The sequence below is a fragment of the Synechococcus sp. MIT2312 genome, assembly GCF_059772315.1.
This window is the reverse complement of the sequence record NZ_CM186281.1, coordinates 226,562-242,704: the sequence shown is the minus strand read 5'-3', so window position 1 is coordinate 242,704 and position 16,143 is coordinate 226,562. Positions and strand designations below refer to the sequence as shown.

Below are 16,143 nucleotides of genomic sequence, written 5' to 3'. Positions count from 1 at the left end.
CAGTCAACTTATCGAGATGGCTTTGAAAAGTCAGTCAATGCTCCTCCAGCAGGCAGCCAGCGCGCCAGCACCGCCGGCTGCTCCAGAACCTCGAGGTTGAGAGTGCTTCCGGAGATCAGAGCAATTCGTCCATGATCTGCGGCAGGCTTCTGAACCACTGTGAGCAGTTGATCACTCACGGGGTCGTAGTCCAGTTCCGACCCCGAGCTCAATCGCCATGGACCCAGGGAGCGTCGACGGATCTCTTGCCCCTTGCTGTCGAGCTGCAGGAGCACGTCCTCGGTGCGCAGGCCGGCTTCCCGCAACACCAGCCAGAGGCGCTCGCCACCGTTATCGCAGGCTGCCGCCATCACCCCGGCCTCACCCAGCCAAACCTGCTGTGGAGGCCGGGCCGGAATCACCAGCTCAAGGGATCGGCGGTAGTCAGGCCAGTGACGCACCAACAGAGCTCGCCCGGAGCCGGAGCAGAAGGCCTTCACCTCCCGACTACCAGGCAGTGACTGCCGTGATCCTCCATCCAGGGAAGGATTGAGGGGCAGCAACTCCAAACCGTCGTAGGACGGCAACACCAGTCCATTGCCATCAGGGAGCAGACGCAGAGGACCACTGGCCTTCAACTCCAGAAGCCGTCGTGCTTGGCCTCTGGACTGAATCCAGACGCGATCACTGTCTGGCTCAAACCCCCCGAGCTGAACCAGCAATTCACCCAGTTGATTACTGCTCAGATGAGCAAACAGCAGCGATCCCGAGTCTCCGGACTCCAGCTCCTCAAGACTTCCCAGCACTGGATCACCAAGACCTTGCTCACGGATGCTCAGAGCCTGTTGATCCAGTTGACGCAGCAGCACCCGCTGCCGTGCCTCACTGTCGTCGCTGACCAGTCCAACACCGGAGCCATTGCCCAGTGGTTCAATCTGCAGAATGCGTTGCTGCACCGGTGCAAGCGACTGCCATCGTCCGTCTCGCAGGCGCAGCTTCAAGCGTTCTCCATCCCCGCTGGGCACCACTGCAAGAAGGTGGGGCCTGGGGTTCCACCAGACCACTTGCCTCTTGAGGGGCAACTGCCGCAGATCCTGACCCAGCAGATCCAGACGTAGAGGCCCCGCAATCGGTGGGCCGGAGTCCACCAGAAGCCGCAGACGATCCTGTCGACCGAACCAGCTGTGCGGAAGATCCGGAGCCAGTGCACTGGCTGCGACGGTGTCGCGATCCATCGGCCTGCTGAAGATCACATCCAGCGCAGCGGCTCCTGATCGCAGCGGCTGAATGGCCACGGATTGAAGCCGAGGTGGTCGTCTCAGCAGGATCTGCTGCTGCACCACAGCCAGTCCGGCCAGAGCCGCAAGGCATCCGAACAACAGCCGCGGCCGCACCGATGAAGCCGACAAGGTCATGGCTCGAGCGGGCGTTCAGGCCTTGGAATCAATGTCATCCGAGTCGGCTTCACCACACTGAGCGGCACACCATTGCGCTCCTGCACGATCATCGTCCCCTCGATCGAAAACCATTGGTCCGCCTGAGGGTTCGCCTCAGCTGGCCAGTCCACGGGCAGCCCTGCTGGCGTTGCATCCGCGAGGCAGCAACGCACCGTCAAGCGAGCCAGCTGCAAGGGTTCACCGGGTCGATCCAGAACAAAACCACTGATCCGCACCGGATCTCCTGCGTACAACTCCGGGTCAGGCTGACTGCGAAGTAGCCGCACCCACTCCGTCAGCGTGCGCTGCTCCGGAGGCAGGAAAAAGCTCAGACTTGGTGCCGCAGGAAGACTGTCCGGACGGCTCGCAGCAAGGTCACTGAACGATGGTCGAGGAGGCAGAAGCAAGATCAACAACGCCACCACTGCAGACAACAGCCAGCCGAGAGGGGCAACAGGCAGGCGACGACGACCCACCAGCCTCAGCTGGATCAATCCAGCCAGCATCAGCACCACACCGGCAACAGCGACCACCGGGTGAAATGCCGAATTCAGCAGCAGATCCAAGCGGGAAGACAGACTGCTCCACACCAGCACCCAACCCCAGAGCGTGAGCACCAGAGGGGGGAGAACAGCGGCCCGACGCAGATGACGTAAGGATCTCATCGCAGCAGACACCCCATCAGAGCTGAATCAGATTCACCCACTGGCCGATCAGCAGAACCATCAGAGATGCAGACAGCGCTGTGATGGCAATCGCTCGCGGCGTGAGCAGAACGGTGAACAATCCGGCCAGTTTGAGATCAACGACCGGTCCAAGCAACAGGAAGGCCAGCAATGCTCCTGGAGTGACCTGGGCGGCAAAACCGAGTGCCAGAAAAGCATCCACACTCGAACACACCGAGACCACCAACGCCAGCAGCATCAAGGCAAGGACCGAAAGCGTTGGCGCACTGCCAAGCGCCAGAAGCCAACTGCGCGGCAGCCAGGTCTGCACCACGGCGGCCAGAGCACTGCCGAGCACCAACAACGTGAGCAGGCTGAGGAATTCCCGGGTGCTGTGGGAGAGAAGCTCACGCGGCACAAGGGCCGTTGATTGGGCTTGCCTTTCAGGCTTGGCCGGACCTGCACCGACCAGTCCTGTGCGGCGCTCGAGCAACCCGATGCTCGACAGGGGCTGACTGAGCCTGCGCTCTTCCAGCAGTGCGCCCTGAAGCAGACGGGATTCAGGAATCAGCCCCAGCAGAGCGCTCAGAGCCAGTGCAATCACAAAAGCTCCAGCAGGCCTGGCCCAAAGCAACCAGGTTTTATCCGGAAATGCCGCCCAGGTGCTGGCCAGAACAATGGGGTTGAGAACAGGCGCCGCGAAAAGAAAGCCGAATCCGGTACCGAGGGGCGCGCCGCTGGCCAGGAGGCGACGAGCCACTGGCACATTGCCGCATTCACAGGCCGGAAGCGCAAATCCGAGCAAGGCTCCAACCATTGGTGCGAGCAGGGGATTCCGTGGCAGACGATGAACCCAGGCCGACTGGGGAACCAGCCAGCGCGCAAGGCCGGCGATGGTGACTCCAAGCATCAAAAAGGGAAGTGCCTCGATCAGCAGACCCTGGAAGATGGCCCAACCGGTTGCGACACGCGTCATTCAGCCCTGAGCACTTCAGCTCCAACCGTTCTTGGTTTGCTGCTCAACGTAGGAAGCAACGTTCTCAATGTCGACATCACTCTGCTGGGTGAGTGAACCACCGGAAGAGAACAGACAGCCGCATGCATCACCACTAACGTCCAAAAAGAGACGTCGTCTTGGGATTCATGGTGCGACTCTCGCTGCAATGGGTGCTGAGTTTGCTGATTGCAGCCACCGTGCTCTGGTCTCCCGCTGAAGCCATGGCCTGCATTTCTGGTTTGCAGTGGGGCATGGACAGCTCGACCGTCGAACAGCGTCTTGAGGTGTCTCTTGAGACAGCCCGCTCTCTGGACGCGGATTCGTCAGCCGTTTATCGCGTCAGCAACCAGCACATCGGTGACATTCCGGTTGAACAGCTGGATCTTCGCTTTGGCAACCAAGGGCTGGAACAACTGGTGTACAGCTTGCCCAGCAATTCAATGACGGAAGTGCTGGCAGGGCTCAGAACCCGTTATGGCTCGCCGGTCAGCACAACGATCAAACAACCAGATCAGCTGCCTCAACAGATCTGGATCTGGAACACAGATGAAGACTGCATCACTGCAGTGAGAGCCGAGAATCAGAAATTTCTGCTCAGCTATCGGCCAAGCCGGCTCAGGCCATCGTTGCTTTGATGACCCGAAGCGGCAAGATCGATCAGTGGACGCCGGAGCCATGGGACGAACAAGGCATCCACTGATTACCCATCTTGTGAGCCCCCGTGCAATTGAAACCTGGGGCGGCGGCTTCAGCCTCAGCTTGAGTGCTGAACACGGCTTTCAGGCCCTGGGGCGAACTGGAGGATTGACCAGACAGCATGGTGCCGGTGTGGTCGTCGCCAGGGACATGGTGGGCCCGGGCCGATTGTGCTCCCATGAGCGTGAGTGCGGCCAGTGCGGCCAGGGAACCCCGAACGACGGATCGGTTGGAGAGGAGCATCAGGCTGGACAACGAGATGTGTTTGATTCATTCTCCAACATCAGCCCAGCCTTTGTGCAGCCCTTTACGAACTAACGAGCATCAAATGGTGCTGACGAGTGATGCAGCACGATGCGAATCGAGCCATCGATTTCACGCAGGAAGGTCCAGGTCTTCTCAGGCTCAGCGGTTTGACCGTCGGAGTCGGTGAGGATCACCTGACCCATGGTGTTTGCAGTGTTACCAAAAAGCTGCACCACTTCGTCTTTGATTTCGCACTTGACCCAGTGGCGATAAGTGGCGAATCCCAGTTTCTTGCCTCGGTAGAGGGCGATGGAAGGGTCTGGACCGACAAAGTAAGCCAGAGCCCCGTCCCGGGTTGTGCGGAATGTGCCTGCTCCAGTGGCATAGGTGGGTTTGAAAGCGACCGGTCCGTAGTCGTAGGCGTACGCCGAATCGATCACAGCCGCTGCTTTGGCTCGGCCAGCGTCATAGCCCCCATCCTGATATGCCGCACTGATGGCCAGCACGGCATCGCACCAACCCTTTTGCATCTGATCGACTTCAGCCTCAGTGATACCAGTGTTGAAAACCTGAACCACAGGCTTGGCATGAACCTGCACACCAACAAGGGATGAAACCGCAACAGCGGCAGCGGCAACTGATGAACGTCGCAACAAAGTCATTGAAAGTGTCGTTACTAAAAGCTGCCTAGCAAGATCGTTGAATTCGCACTGAGTCGGGGCCGAACCTCAGGAGGACGGTCGGCAGAAGATTCCGTGACGCGGCGCCAGCAGGAACGCCAGCAGGAAGAGACCGGTCTGAACCAGAACGATGCAACCAGCCGTGGAGCTGTCGGTCCAGTAACTCAGATAAACGCCCAGAAGACTGGACAGCACACTGCTGCCGATCGCCAGCCAGGTCATGCGATCAAAGCGATCCGTGAGGAGATAGGCCGTTGCACCCGGTGTCACCAGCATGGCCACCACAAGAATGATGCCAACGGTTTGCAGGCCGGCGACCGCCGCAAGCGACAACACCGAGAGCAGGAGGTAGTGGAGAAAACCGGTGTTGATTCCGATCGAGCGGGCGTGGGTGGGATCGAAGCAGAACAGCAACAGATCGCGTCGGAACAGCAGCAACAGCGCCACAACAACAAGGCAGATCATCCAGGTCTGCTGGATGTCAGCCGCGGAAATGCCCAGCACGTTGCCGAACAGAATCTGAGTGAGATCGATATTGCTGCGCGTCTTGGAGACCAGCACCAAACCAAGAGCGAAGAAGCCTGTGAACACAAGGCCGATCACCGTATCTTCCTTGATTCGCGACTTCTGCTTCACAAAACCGATGGTGGCCACCGATCCGACTCCGAATACAAAGGCTCCTAAGGAAAAAGGCAATCCCAGGGCATAGGCCAGCACCACACCGGGAAGGACGGCATGGGAGACGGCATCACCCATCAGGGCCCATCCCTTCAGCGTCATGTAGCAGGAGAGCAGACCGCAGACTCCGCCAACCAGTGCACTGATCATCAGTGCGCGCACCATGAAGTCATGACGCAGAGGCTCGAGCAGGACGTCAGGCAACTTTGCGACTCCTCTGATCCCTGCGCTGGTGCAGCAAACAGGCCATCCTGCAGTCGCTGAAGATCACTGGGTCTGCCCCCTCAGCACATCAGGTGGAAGACCACCGAACGCCAGCGACAGATTTTCCGGTGTGAAGACCTCCGATGTTTCTCCGTAGGCCAGAACGGTCTTGTTGATCAGAACCACCAGGTCACAGAAATCACGCACATGGCTGAGGTCATGAGTCGAGATCAGGATTGAACAGGACTGGTTGCGCAGCTGCAGAAATAATTCGGCCATCAGCTTTTCAGTGCGCACATCAACGCCGTTGAAGGGCTCATCAAGCAGCAGCACAGAAGCTCTCTGGGCAATCGCCCTGGCCAGGAAAGCTCGCTTGCGCTGACCGCCGGACAACGCAGAAAGGGGGCGATCTCTCAGATCCAGCAGTTCCACCCGCTCGAGAGCATTACGGACCGCCAGGCGATCGGACTGACGGGGAATGCGCAACAGATTCATTGAGCCATAGCGGCCCATCATCACCACATCCCAGACAGACACAGGAAAATCGCAATCGATACCCTCGCTCTGAGGCACGTAGGCCACAGCCTGCTCCCGCTGAGCTTCAGCCACCTTGAGGCCGTTGATGCGGATCTGTCCTCGGGATGGACGAACAAAGCCGGTGAGTGCCTTGAACAGGGTGGTTTTGCCAGCTCCGTTCATTCCCACCATTCCGCAGATGCAACCGGCAGGCAGCGTCAGCGACGCGTCGTAAAGCGCAACGGAGCCGTTGTAGTCAACGCAGAGCTGATCAGCTGCGATCCGAATCGTCATGGCTTTGGATCGGCGGTGGAACCCAGCCCGGCTCGAATGAGTTTCACATTGTGGCGCTGCAGATCAAGCAGGGTGGCTGCAGGACCGTTGCGATCCGACAAGGAATCCACATAAAAGCTGCCGCCGAAACGACTGCCCGACGCCCTGGCAACTTCACGCTGGGCCTTGTCACTGACTGTGGTTTCGCAGAACACGGCTGGAACCTGATCTCGCTTCACCCGTTCAATCAGTCGGCCCATACGACGCGGTGAGATCTGGCTTTCAGCGTTCACGGGCCAAAGATAGGCCTCTTCAAGGTCGTAATCACGCGCCAGATAACTGAAGGCGCCTTCACAGGTCACCAGAAGGCGTTGACCAGCAGGGAGAACCTTCAAGGTGTTGCGCAGCTCCGCATCGAGTTCCTGAAGACGGCCTTTATAGGCCTCTGCATTGGCCTCGTACTGCTGCGCACCCTCAGGATCAAGCGACGAGAAAGCCTCAACCAGGCGGTCGACGTAAAGCTGGGCAGCCTTGGGAGACATCCAGGCATGCGGATTGGGGCGACCCGCGTAGGAGTCCTCAGCGATCAGCAGCGGTTCAATGCCATCGGTGAGCGTCACCGTGGGCACATCACCGGCCGCTTCCGTGAAACGCCTGGCCCAGAGCTCTAGGCCTAGTCCGTTTTCGAGAATCAGATCCGCACCGGCAGCGCGCTCGATATCGCTGGGCGTGAATTCATAACCGTGAATCTCCGCCCCGGGCTTGGTGATGGACTCCACCTGCAGCCTGTCGCCAGCGACATTGCGGGCCATATCAGCAAGGATCGTGAACGTGGTCAGCACCTTGGGGCGACCGTTCCGAGCCGAACGATCTGAGCCACGATTCTCCTGGGAGGGGGCAACCCCATTGGTGGACCCCAGTCGAGTCGAGCTGCTGCAGGCAGCCGTGATCAAAAAAAGACTGATCCCTGCAGCGGCAAGAGGCAGGCTCCGCTTCAACAAATCGAGCTCACCCTTGCGACACAGTCCTATTTCCATAGTAAGGAATGACATCCAAACTTGCTTCTGATTTTGCCTGAACTGTTCTGATCAAACGAGTAGATACGGTCCAGGCAAGGATGCCAATACCCCGCAAAGCATGTAATCAGTCGTCAAAGTCGTGATCGTGCTTGTTCATGGCCTCCACGATCAGATCGTGCATCAGCAGTTTGACTTCCATCGCACTGTGATGCACAACAAGACGCTGAATCGCGTAATACACGATCAACATCACTGGCAAAATCAGAACACAGATGATCTCAAACATGGTGTCCTTGAATGCATAACAACAGAGATGAACGTCTGCATGAACACTTCAACCAACATCATGACTCAGATCAATCGTTCCAGCCGTATTCGCTCGACCTGAGCTGCCCCTCTCACAACCGCACGACGATCCACTCCACATGTAGCGGCCAGAAAGCCCAAGCGATGAAACAGAGCGAGAGAGGGCAACGCACCGACCCATCCGTCCGCCTGGCGACACTAGATCTGGGGCTTGCGCAAAGGCGCACACCAGACCTATTGGTGGGAGGGTGAATGGGAGGCGGCATCAGCTGCTGCGACACCATTCCAGGGCCGGGTGTTGGGGACTTTCAATCACCGGCATCAGACTCCCCGATCGTTGATCGGGGATTTTTTTTGGCGCCTGCAGCGCTCGGAGCAGTAGCGCACGTCATCCCAGACATCCTTCCATTTCTTGCGCCACTGAAAAGGCCTGCCACAGACTGGGCAGGTTTTCGTGGGGCGGTCGCGCGGGCGCATTCCAGAGGCAAAGCCAGGTCGCTCCGTTCGCTGCCTACCCATCAGCACCAACGATCACAAACAGTCCTAAAACCGAATCAAAACCTAGAGCAACTGCTTGGCAATCCAAGACCCTGATCCAACCAGATCAGATCAAATCAGGATCGACGTCGACAGCATCAAGCAAGAATTGACTGAGCCCAATACAATCAAGGACAAATTCTTTAGGAAAAATAAATACCTATTTGCGATTTAAGAAGCTGCTGAACCGGCTCAAGACATTGGTCATAGTTTGAACACATTCTGTTTCTGGCGTGATATGGCTCTGCATCATTCGGCACCCTCCTGCTTCATGCACTGGAGTGTTCAGCGCGTGACCAACAACCTGTTTTCAGTGTCAGCAACCAGCGATGGCCTCGATTACACCCATGTTGGCAATTACCGGTCCGTTGAGGATGCCAACCGGGCTGGTCGACGCTTTGTTTCAGCCAGAGCACATGAACATGGCCACAACAACTCTGAGAGAGCGGGAGTCGGGCTCCGTCAGCATCGTCATCTAACCAGTAACGCTCTATCTGGCTAATCAAGGGAGCAAGCTGATCCAACAACAATGACTCTTGACGATCCATGCGTCTCGATACATCCCTACTTCCGCGTTCCCGTTGAACGCGAGCAGGAGGTGATGGAACTGTGTCAACAGTTTGTGGATCGTTCAAGCCAGGAATCCCTCTGCATTTACTACGGCTTTTCCAAAGCAGGTGAGATCCTCCACTGCCGCGAAGGTTACCGGGGCGCAGCAGGTGCACTGGCTCATCTGGAAAATGTTGGTGAGCTGCTTCAGACGTTTCTGCAAATCTGTGAACTCACCAAGCTCGAAGTGCATGGTTCTCGTGAAGAGCTTGAGACATTGCGCCCTGCCCTGAGGGCTTTTCCAGTGGAGTTTTTTGAATTACAGATGGGATTCCGACGCTGACCGAATAAAGCAGAACTCAAAACGCCAGAGGGATCGATTGGTATGCCATGAATCTGTAAAGGACCTGAATCACATCAGAGGTTGGGTCTCAACAACATGACCAAAATGATGAGAATTGAAAAATATTTTTGACGCTTATCTCATGCTGGTCGAAAAAGCTTCAGCAGGTTGTCAAATCATGCATCAGTTGATTCAAGGATGACTAATGTCAATCCACTTCTGGAGGTCTTTCAGGGATGGCAAGGTCTCGCTCCTGGATGACCCGTTGTTGAAGCTCAGTAAAGCGCTCATCCTTGTCTGGCACAGAAAACCAGCGACGCCTTCCACCTACAACAATGAAATCCCTGGACTTCGTGCTCTCTTCATTGGCCATGAATTTGGCTCCTTCGCTGTCTGCAGCAGGCATGACGCCATTGTCTTGCAAGAAGCTAACGAAGCCGTGATTTCGATGAAGCCCCAACCTGCCCTTTTTCAGCGGAGCTTAAGGTTTCAGTAAGATTCGAGTCACATCAGGCCATGATTCACACAAAAGTGTGATCAAGCAGACCAATCAACAGGGTTCATCATGAGCCATTGAACTGAACGACATCTGATCAAGAACGCTGAATCCTGCCAGCAATTATCGAATCATCAATGAACTGATGGGTGCGATTGGTCAGATCCAAATTCGTTTTCCCTGATGACGGCAAACAACCCCATGATTTTTCTCCAACGAGGGTTGTGATCAGATCAACGACCGGCGCAGCAAGCCCTTCTGGAACGCAACGCAGCCAAGTCCAAGTCGATCACCTCTAAAGCGATGTCTCTGTGCTTCAGATTGAAAGAATGTGGAGGAATCTCGCTGAAGCGCCCCGGTGATTGTTCTGGTCTTGCTGGTCATCCTCGTGGTGGTGTTTTTGGGCTTTGGCAGAGCCTGAACCCGAACCTGAGGCAGATCCCCTGCACCGCAACAGACCGACTGACCAACTGAGCAGCAATTCCAGATCGAGCAGTTCAATCGTGCTCTTGACAACCCAGGACACAGAACGCGGCAACGAGCTGGGTCCTCAAACAGGACATGCCCCGGTTGATCGCAGCGAATGGATGATGACGCCAGTCTTGGCCTTCATTGCCTAAAAATCACCTGTTTTCAGTGTCCAATGGACCTGCTGATCCCCACAACTGCCTGAGCAGCGCGCTTAGGGTTCTGGAAGGATCAGTTCCACATTGTTGAGCTTTACCTGAACGCCAAGCTGCATAGCTGCATCACTGAGGCTGCGTATCGATCGATGCTCACATTGAGGGATCTCGACGACCAATATTTCAAACTGCGCAGCGACTTGCTCAAACAGGTTGATAATAGATCGATCAGGCTGACCTGACCGTCCAGGGAACCCTTGTTTCAGACCAACGATCCACGCTTCTGGAGGTCTCTCCTGGGCATCCTCTCGTTGCTCGTGGGATGTTCTCTGGCCTGGTTGATTCTCAGCCTCTAATGGTCAGCTGATCAGCATCCAAAGCAGCGACACAACGGCGATGCTGACGCCGGCACCCAACAAAGCCAGCAACAACAGACTGCCTCCGGCGAACCAGAGCAATCGGCGGAATGTCTGGGGAAAGAGCAAATAGAGGCTGAGTCCCAGAGCGAGAGGCCAAAGGGGAGGAATCACCACACAGACAACGGTGAAGAGACCAAGCTTCAGACGCCGTTGTGACTCCTGCTCCTGCTCCTGTCGGGTCAACCGCTGCTCGTGCTCAAGCTGCTCAAGTTCGTCGTCACTGAGCCAGCGTCCCATTGCGCGAGCGTGATTCAGCTCCCGTTCCAGCTGCTGAGATGACATCGAATCGGGCATCCACCGATGCTATTCAGCGATGGTTACGGGTGTCGTTTTTGAGCCAGGACCTCTCAAGAGAGGCGCGCGCCTGATCAGGATTGAGCGATTCCAACCGTCGCTGAGCCTTCAGCTTGGAGCGGAACGGACCGGTGAGCCGCCAGAAGCGCAGTGCAGAAGCAACAGCCACCACCGCCCAGGCCACCAGGATCCAGCGGGGATCATGCAAGTTCATCGACATCCATTGGCATTACTGAAAGCGGTTGCTTCAAATGGGAGTGTGGCCAACCTTTGGCAAAGCTGTGATCCGATGGCTTCAGATTCTCGAGAGACCTGAGCCTCCTGCTTCAAACTAGATCGATCGGGCTGGCTCTCAGACAGATTTCAAAGACTCCAAAGATCCTCCTCTCTTCTAGGGAAGAAGGCATCTAGCCCGCGGACGCTGGACACAACATTCACTCACTGCAGCACTGCATCACGACGTAACGCCAACTGAAGACTCGTCCTTGAGTCAAAACGCCGTTCTCAGTTTAGACGAAACAGACAAGAACTCCAAGAGAATGGGGCTGGCCAAGAGGCAAAAATGAAGACCAGAGGCCAGTGCCAAAGCCCATTCAAGATTCTCAAAAGAATTAGGCTTGAGCAACATGAAGCACCAGCTCAGTTCAATGCAATGAAAACTCTTTCAATTTTTCTAGCAATCGTCGTAAGCAGCTTGACGGCATGCGACAACAACTATCAGTCAGTGCTGGAGGCAGAGAAAGCATGCGAAGACTGGGCTCGCCAGGGCGTTGCATTCACCCTTGAACCAAGCGGATACCTCGAGAGCATCGAATACAGGGGCGCAACAACCAATCGATTCTGCGAGAAGAAAGAAATTCAATACATCGGCTATGTATTCGACCTCCCAGACGATGACAAACCTGTTTTCGCCGATGAGTTAATGAAACTTCGAGGCGATGCCAAACCCAGTCAAAAATTCAGATGGTAAATAAACCCACAGACCTCAAGCCAATATCCATTCATCGAGCAGACTGAAGACAGCAGCCATCAATTCATGACATATGAGCAAGAGATCATCATCAAATGTGCAATCAAGGGAACTCTCGGAGGCCTGGGCAAAAAGATGACAGCCGAGGAGCTTGATGAATTGTTGAATGGCTCACAAGACTGGAGAAAGCACTTGGTGATTGAGGAGATCAGTGAAGTTGCGACCATCCATGCAGGTCGGAGACGCCCAGAAATCGAATAGCTCCCAGCAATTCCTTCATGAATCCATCAAGCAGTGCCATGAGGAAAGCTCGAAGGACTTAAAATCCCCTGGGCCACAATGATCTTGCTAACGAACTCGTCAGTGAAAGCTCAGACATCTCAACAGGTCGTGATTGAAGGACGTCATGATGAGTCAACTGGCGGAACTGCATTTGAAAATTAGTTAAGGAGTCTGGCAATCAAATAAAGGTACGCAACGATTAGACAATCAGAGTTGTTTCTATGCCAAGCAAGCATCAAAACATTGATGACGATTACATTGTGATCGGCGGCAAGCGCCGTTGGTTCGGCACACCAATGTCGCCAGACGAGTTGCCAACCAAGCAAGACGCTTATTCTGAACAGACGTTCGCAACAAAGAAGAGTATTGTCGTCCGACAAGTCGCTGGCCTGGGTTCATGATATCTGAACCTTTTCAGTGTCTGATCTGTGGGCCATCGCCGTCTGATCTGTTCACCTTGCTGGATCAGAGTTCCACCTCATGACGAAGCGCTGCAAGAACAAAGGCTTGATGCTCAACATCATTGACTGATGCTGATGAAACACAGGCTTTTCCACATCTGATTGGTTTTGATCTACTCCCAATCGACGCCCAGATTGCGTCTATTCATGATTTCAGATTCGATTGGCGCCTTGATAACCATGGTTCACACATGGTTCCTGCAAGTGAATTGATGAGCTGATGTCATTGAGGCCAATGGCCTGATCAGGTGCCTTACTTTGCAATCGCTGAAATCGTCTCGATTGCGAAGATTGTCCAGAGCACGCTGGTGCTCAACACTTAGCCATTCAACGAATCTGACTCATCATCATCTGGTGGCCCAACCAAGAGCACATCACAATCGCGCTGATTCACTTGAATGACCAGGATTCGTCTCGGGAATTCGTCATAACCTTTTTTTGCCGTTGCGACGGCCTCAACAACATCGTCCATCGTCGTGATGGCTCCTCTCTGCAAGTCTGATTGAGCCTCCTTCCATAACTGAGCGAATTCCTCTCCTGAGTCCATCAGCATCTTGTGCATGGCTTTCTCTGCTCCCCGTTCTTTCGCGAGAGCAATGAACTGTTTCACCAGTGGATTCGACATCGCCGAAGAAACCCTGAGATGAGTCGAGAGGCCTGAAAGAGTCGTCTGCATGACTTCGTTCTGCTGATCGATCACCACACACTCAGCACTGAGATCAAACGCAGTCCTGTTGTTCAGTCGCATCCAATGCGGCTCAATATCACTCCAATTGCGCTTCATCGGTTGATTCTGGCTGATCTGACAAGGGCAATCCATGGGGACCTTGCCCGAGTCAGCGATCGAGAAATAGGCATTAAGCCTTAGTCGTCGAAAAGAAAAAAGCGTCCAGAGTCAGGAGTCGCAAGAAGGCCCATGAAAGGACTGCACCTGTCGCTCCCCCTGTTCGGATGCACGGTTGCACTTGCCGTCATGGTGATGACCTTTGTGGTGAAAGCAACTGCATGAAGAGGCCTGACGTCGTCGGACTCTGCTGTCAGTCGACCACGATGAACAAAGAAAAAGGGGCATCCCACTGCCCCTTCCTGTGATGAGCTGGATCCCGTCCAAGGGACTCATTCCCAGGCAAGCGTAAAGATTGATACAAATATTCGTGACTTGAGACAAGAGCAAGCGAGCCGACGACATGCTCAATCGCTATGGGTTGTGCCGTTGAACGGACTGGTTGAACAGCAACTGGCACAGTGCCACTCAAGTGGCTAGCTTGTGTGTGTGAGGAGAAAAGCTCACGGGGTGGAAACAAGGACACACTCCCGCAGAGTTTTCAGAACCCCTGCCTTCGGCGGGGGTTTCTTTTTGATTGATCGTCGAACCATTGCATGTGGTGTGTCCAGTTGCAGCCATCAAGGCTTGATCCCCTCCTGCAGCTTGTATCGCCACGAGTTCTTCTGAATCCAGGCTGTCAGGCGAGTTCAGGCACTGAAGTGGATTTGCTTCAAACACTCAGTGGCCAGGGTCGAATCCGCACCTTGGCAGGGCAAGAGGCACGGCTTTTCGATGATCGATCGAAGGAGACGAACCGCCCATTCATTCAGATTCGCCGATCTCAGCTCAGGGCGAAGGATGCTGAGCTCATGCCGGCAGGTCAACTGACAGCAACTTCCTCTGGCTTTGGCCTCTGATCGAAACGATTAAGGTGCCAGCCCTCGGGATGGGGACTTGACACATCAACTGAAGAATCGGGTGGTCGTGATCTGCCGTTCAGACGAAAGTGCGTGGCGACCGAACGGCATCAAGGGAGCTCCCATCGAGTCGTATGCGATCGGCATTGATCCGATCACGAGGAAGATTCGCAGCGAGCGCAGATCGGAGAGCTGCCTGCAAAGCTTCAGCCACAGCGCCAATGGCACGCTGATCGAATTGTCCAGCGAGGGGACAGGGGTGATTGCCATTGACACCATTGAGCTGCCGCGCAGCACTTTGGCGGTGGTGCGTCTGGTTTCCAATCGCGAGGGCTGCGACATCCACCTGGTGGAAGGAGTGAAAGCCGAGGATTTATCGGCTTACAACTGGAGTCTGGAGGGCAAAGAGAGATTTCAGCTGTTCAGGGATCCAGCTCCACCCTCGAGCTGGGTGGGAAACCTCAAGGACTGGCGCCGCAGCGATCTTTATCGATCCCATCAGCAGAATTTCGATCATCGGCTGAACCAGGAATTCGCATCAGCGGTGCACGCTCTCTCGATTCACATCACTGCCGATGATCAGAGCATTTTTGATGGCTTCATCACCCGTGCCTGCGAGCAGAACACCGGCTTGTTCTGGGATATTCGCAAGGCTGCAGCCACTTATGCACTGCAGGGAAGCTTCAGCCAGAACGACCTGAACCGAATGGTTTATCTGGCGCAGGAGGGTATCGCTGCTCAGGAGCTGTGCCTTGAGTGCACAGCTCAGCAATTCCTCAAAGCCCTGTTCGATCACTGCAAGCAGAGCGCAGAAGCCCTGAGCGATGAACAGATCTGGGATGCGCAAACCCGGTGCGACCTGCTGAAACTGGATCAGCTGATGCCCATCGTGCAGACGAAGTCGAAGTACAAACCGTTCCTGTACCAGTGGCTATGGCGACTCGACGGCAAGCCCGATCCCAGTCTGATTGAGAACCCCGACCTCTATGAGATCTACCGCGAAGAATTGATCGCTGATCGAGACAAGATCATGACCGCCTTTGGTGTTGATGGTGCTCTGGAGGTCGACTATCGCGACCAGGTCATCAACTCCATGCTTCGAGATGACGGCTGGACCCTGGTAGAGACTGACCGGTTTGAAGAGGAAGAACAACGACGACGCGCGGGCGAGTTGTAGCCCATCAACGGCATCACCACTAGCGTGAATCTCCATTGGTTCTGCTCAGCAGACAAGCTCACCTTGAAACGCATTGACGGTCGAGTGCTGATTGGAGTGATCGGAGTGTTTCTCTTGGCGGCTGCTGCCTATGAGTACTCACTCGTGCAGGGATTAGCCCCTGCGGCCTGACCCCAACAGGTTCATTCTTCAGGGCTGCAGGCATAACTCACGATTCCGCCCTTGCGTTGGCGGAAGTCGGGGTGCTCGGCGTCCTCAACTTGCCACCACCAGCGACCATCGGTGTAACTGGGAGCCCCGGCATTGTTGGTGCGAGGCAGTTGCAGGGTCACGCCCCGCCAGCTGAGCAGGATCACATCACCAGGAACAGTGCCGTCAGCACTGTTGGGGATCGGCTCAGCCGTGGCACCGAAGGCATCACGACCCAGCTGAATGGGTTCTGCGGTGAGGCGGTCACCGTCACAAATCCAGGCCGCTGACGCCGGCAACTCAGCCGTGATGATCACGGTCAACACCAGCAGGAGCTGGAACAGTCGACGACCCATACGCTTGAGCCATTGCAGAGGTTGATCCACAGCAGCGTCTGGAAAACGACAGAGTGACACGGTCGCACC

The 16,143-nt window shown here is 55.5% G+C and carries 20 protein-coding genes; 5 read left to right on the top strand and 15 right to left on the bottom strand.

Features of this window, described 5'->3' with window-relative positions; genetic code table 11:
• Window positions 1-8: 8 nt before the first annotated feature.
• Genes AC6EI9_RS01765 through AC6EI9_RS01755 form a run of 3 tightly spaced genes read right to left on the bottom strand, consistent with a single transcriptional unit; the run spans window position 9 to window position 3,056 of the window.
• Window positions 9-1,394 carry a hypothetical protein gene (locus tag AC6EI9_RS01765; protein WP_498468779.1) on the bottom strand — a complete coding sequence of 462 codons (1,386 nt, stop codon included), beginning with the start codon at window positions 1,392-1,394 and terminating at the stop codon, window positions 9-11.
• Entirely contained in the window at window positions 1,391-2,080 is a 690-nt protein-coding gene (locus AC6EI9_RS01760; protein ID WP_498468778.1) for a TIGR03943 family putative permease subunit, read from the bottom strand. The genes AC6EI9_RS01765 and AC6EI9_RS01760 overlap by 4 nt, the downstream gene beginning before the upstream one ends.
• A gap of 16 nt (window positions 2,081-2,096) precedes the next feature.
• A complete protein-coding gene (locus AC6EI9_RS01755; protein WP_498468777.1) occupies window positions 2,097-3,056 on the bottom strand; it encodes a permease in 960 nt (319 codons plus the stop codon).
• Between the two features lie 167 nt (window positions 3,057-3,223).
• Between AC6EI9_RS01755 and AC6EI9_RS01750 the strand changes: the two genes are divergently transcribed.
• Window positions 3,224-3,712 (top strand): hypothetical protein, encoded by a 489-nt coding sequence (locus AC6EI9_RS01750; RefSeq protein ID WP_498468776.1) that lies wholly within the window; start codon window positions 3,224-3,226, stop codon window positions 3,710-3,712.
• 22 nt (window positions 3,713-3,734) lie between these two features.
• Here AC6EI9_RS01750 and AC6EI9_RS01745 read toward each other — a convergent pair whose 3' ends face one another.
• The 7 genes from AC6EI9_RS01745 to AC6EI9_RS01715 all read right to left on the bottom strand — a co-directional run bounded on the left by AC6EI9_RS01745 (window position 3,735) and on the right by AC6EI9_RS01715 (window position 8,172).
• Complete coding sequence (locus AC6EI9_RS01745) at window positions 3,735-3,896, bottom strand: DUF3721 domain-containing protein (RefSeq protein ID WP_498470126.1); 162 nt, start codon at window positions 3,894-3,896, stop codon at window positions 3,735-3,737.
• A gap of 191 nt (window positions 3,897-4,087) precedes the next feature.
• Complete coding sequence (locus tag AC6EI9_RS01740) at window positions 4,088-4,681, bottom strand: metal-independent carbonic anhydrase family protein (protein ID WP_498468775.1); 594 nt, start codon at window positions 4,679-4,681, stop codon at window positions 4,088-4,090.
• 66 nt (window positions 4,682-4,747) lie between these two features.
• Window positions 4,748-5,542, bottom strand: coding sequence for a metal ABC transporter permease (locus AC6EI9_RS01735; protein ID WP_498470125.1), 795 nt, complete (start codon window positions 5,540-5,542; stop codon window positions 4,748-4,750).
• Window positions 5,543-5,644: 102 nt separating this feature from the next.
• A complete protein-coding gene (locus AC6EI9_RS01730; protein ID WP_498470124.1) occupies window positions 5,645-6,385 on the bottom strand; it encodes a metal ABC transporter ATP-binding protein in 741 nt (246 codons plus the stop codon).
• 2 nt (window positions 6,386-6,387) lie between these two features.
• A complete protein-coding gene (locus AC6EI9_RS01725) occupies window positions 6,388-7,368 on the bottom strand; it encodes a metal ABC transporter substrate-binding protein (protein ID WP_498468774.1) in 981 nt (326 codons plus the stop codon).
• 145 nt (window positions 7,369-7,513) lie between these two features.
• Complete coding sequence (locus AC6EI9_RS01720; protein WP_498468773.1) at window positions 7,514-7,675, bottom strand: hypothetical protein; 162 nt, start codon at window positions 7,673-7,675, stop codon at window positions 7,514-7,516.
• Window positions 7,676-8,016: 341 nt separating this feature from the next.
• Window positions 8,017-8,172 carry a DUF2256 domain-containing protein gene (locus tag AC6EI9_RS01715; RefSeq protein WP_498470123.1) on the bottom strand — a complete coding sequence of 52 codons (156 nt, stop codon included), beginning with the start codon at window positions 8,170-8,172 and terminating at the stop codon, window positions 8,017-8,019.
• 589 nt (window positions 8,173-8,761) lie between these two features.
• Between AC6EI9_RS01715 and AC6EI9_RS01710 the strand changes: the two genes are divergently transcribed.
• A complete protein-coding gene (locus tag AC6EI9_RS01710) occupies window positions 8,762-9,124 on the top strand; it encodes a hypothetical protein (protein WP_498468772.1) in 363 nt (120 codons plus the stop codon).
• A 208-nt stretch (window positions 9,125-9,332) separates the two neighbouring features.
• Here AC6EI9_RS01710 and AC6EI9_RS01705 read toward each other — a convergent pair whose 3' ends face one another.
• From AC6EI9_RS01705 to AC6EI9_RS01695, 3 genes are all read right to left on the bottom strand, one after another.
• A complete protein-coding gene (locus AC6EI9_RS01705; protein ID WP_498468771.1) occupies window positions 9,333-9,530 on the bottom strand; it encodes a hypothetical protein in 198 nt (65 codons plus the stop codon).
• A 1,072-nt stretch (window positions 9,531-10,602) separates the two neighbouring features.
• The gene (locus AC6EI9_RS01700) at window positions 10,603-10,944 is read right to left on the bottom strand and encodes a hypothetical protein (protein WP_498468770.1); all 342 of its coding nucleotides are present in this window, start codon (window positions 10,942-10,944) and stop codon (window positions 10,603-10,605) included.
• 25 nt (window positions 10,945-10,969) lie between these two features.
• Window positions 10,970-11,170: a hypothetical protein gene (locus AC6EI9_RS01695; protein WP_498468769.1), complete on the bottom strand. Its 201-nt coding sequence runs from the start codon at window positions 11,168-11,170 to the stop codon at window positions 10,970-10,972.
• Window positions 11,171-11,608: 438 nt separating this feature from the next.
• On the opposite strand from AC6EI9_RS01695, the gene AC6EI9_RS01690 reads away from it, so the two are divergent.
• Window positions 11,609-11,926, top strand: coding sequence for a hypothetical protein (locus AC6EI9_RS01690; protein WP_498468767.1), 318 nt, complete (start codon window positions 11,609-11,611; stop codon window positions 11,924-11,926).
• A gap of 1,062 nt (window positions 11,927-12,988) precedes the next feature.
• Here the strand turns inward: AC6EI9_RS01690 and AC6EI9_RS01685 are convergent.
• Entirely contained in the window at window positions 12,989-13,369 is a 381-nt protein-coding gene (locus tag AC6EI9_RS01685) for a hypothetical protein (protein WP_498468766.1), read from the bottom strand.
• A 1,020-nt stretch (window positions 13,370-14,389) separates the two neighbouring features.
• Here AC6EI9_RS01685 and AC6EI9_RS01680 point away from each other — a divergent pair.
• Together AC6EI9_RS01680 and AC6EI9_RS01675 are read left to right on the top strand one after the other, a co-directional pair.
• Window positions 14,390-15,529 carry a hypothetical protein gene (locus tag AC6EI9_RS01680; protein WP_498468765.1) on the top strand — a complete coding sequence of 380 codons (1,140 nt, stop codon included), beginning with the start codon at window positions 14,390-14,392 and terminating at the stop codon, window positions 15,527-15,529.
• A gap of 24 nt (window positions 15,530-15,553) precedes the next feature.
• The gene (locus AC6EI9_RS01675; RefSeq protein WP_498468764.1) at window positions 15,554-15,700 is read left to right on the top strand and encodes a hypothetical protein; all 147 of its coding nucleotides are present in this window, start codon (window positions 15,554-15,556) and stop codon (window positions 15,698-15,700) included.
• Between the two features lie 11 nt (window positions 15,701-15,711).
• Here the strand turns inward: AC6EI9_RS01675 and AC6EI9_RS01670 are convergent, their stop codons facing one another.
• Window positions 15,712-16,074, bottom strand: a complete 363-nt coding sequence (locus AC6EI9_RS01670; RefSeq protein WP_498470122.1) for a DUF8671 domain-containing protein — start codon at window positions 16,072-16,074, stop codon at window positions 15,712-15,714.
• Between the last annotated feature and the right edge of the window lie 69 nt (window positions 16,075-16,143).

Excerpts from the sequence above, each read along its gene's own strand:
- AC6EI9_RS01755 (WP_498468777.1), bottom strand. The coding sequence starts at position 3,056 with ATGACGCGTGTCGCAACCGGTTGGGCCATCTTCCAGGGTCTGCTGATC.
- AC6EI9_RS01695 (WP_498468769.1), bottom strand. The coding sequence starts at position 11,170 with ATGAACTTGCATGATCCCCGCTGGATCCTGGTGGCCTGGGCGGTGGTG.
- AC6EI9_RS01750 (WP_498468776.1), top strand. The coding sequence starts at position 3,224 with ATGGTGCGACTCTCGCTGCAATGGGTGCTGAGTTTGCTGATTGCAGCC.
- AC6EI9_RS01705 (WP_498468771.1), bottom strand. The coding sequence starts at position 9,530 with ATGCCTGCTGCAGACAGCGAAGGAGCCAAATTCATGGCCAATGAAGAG.
- AC6EI9_RS01765 (WP_498468779.1), bottom strand. The coding sequence starts at position 1,394 with ATGACCTTGTCGGCTTCATCGGTGCGGCCGCGGCTGTTGTTCGGATGC.
- AC6EI9_RS01760 (WP_498468778.1), bottom strand. The coding sequence starts at position 2,080 with ATGAGATCCTTACGTCATCTGCGTCGGGCCGCTGTTCTCCCCCCTCTG.
- AC6EI9_RS01670 (WP_498470122.1), bottom strand. The coding sequence starts at position 16,074 with ATGGGTCGTCGACTGTTCCAGCTCCTGCTGGTGTTGACCGTGATCATC.
- AC6EI9_RS01690 (WP_498468767.1), top strand. The coding sequence starts at position 11,609 with ATGAAAACTCTTTCAATTTTTCTAGCAATCGTCGTAAGCAGCTTGACG.
- AC6EI9_RS01710 (WP_498468772.1), top strand. The coding sequence starts at position 8,762 with ATGACTCTTGACGATCCATGCGTCTCGATACATCCCTACTTCCGCGTT.
- AC6EI9_RS01735 (WP_498470125.1), bottom strand. The coding sequence starts at position 5,542 with ATGGTGCGCGCACTGATGATCAGTGCACTGGTTGGCGGAGTCTGCGGT.
- AC6EI9_RS01700 (WP_498468770.1), bottom strand. The coding sequence starts at position 10,944 with ATGTCATCTCAGCAGCTGGAACGGGAGCTGAATCACGCTCGCGCAATG.
- AC6EI9_RS01720 (WP_498468773.1), bottom strand. The coding sequence starts at position 7,675 with ATGTTTGAGATCATCTGTGTTCTGATTTTGCCAGTGATGTTGATCGTG.
- AC6EI9_RS01715 (WP_498470123.1), bottom strand. The coding sequence starts at position 8,172 with ATGCGCCCGCGCGACCGCCCCACGAAAACCTGCCCAGTCTGTGGCAGG.
- AC6EI9_RS01740 (WP_498468775.1), bottom strand. The coding sequence starts at position 4,681 with ATGACTTTGTTGCGACGTTCATCAGTTGCCGCTGCCGCTGTTGCGGTT.
- AC6EI9_RS01745 (WP_498470126.1), bottom strand. The coding sequence starts at position 3,896 with ATGCTGTCTGGTCAATCCTCCAGTTCGCCCCAGGGCCTGAAAGCCGTG.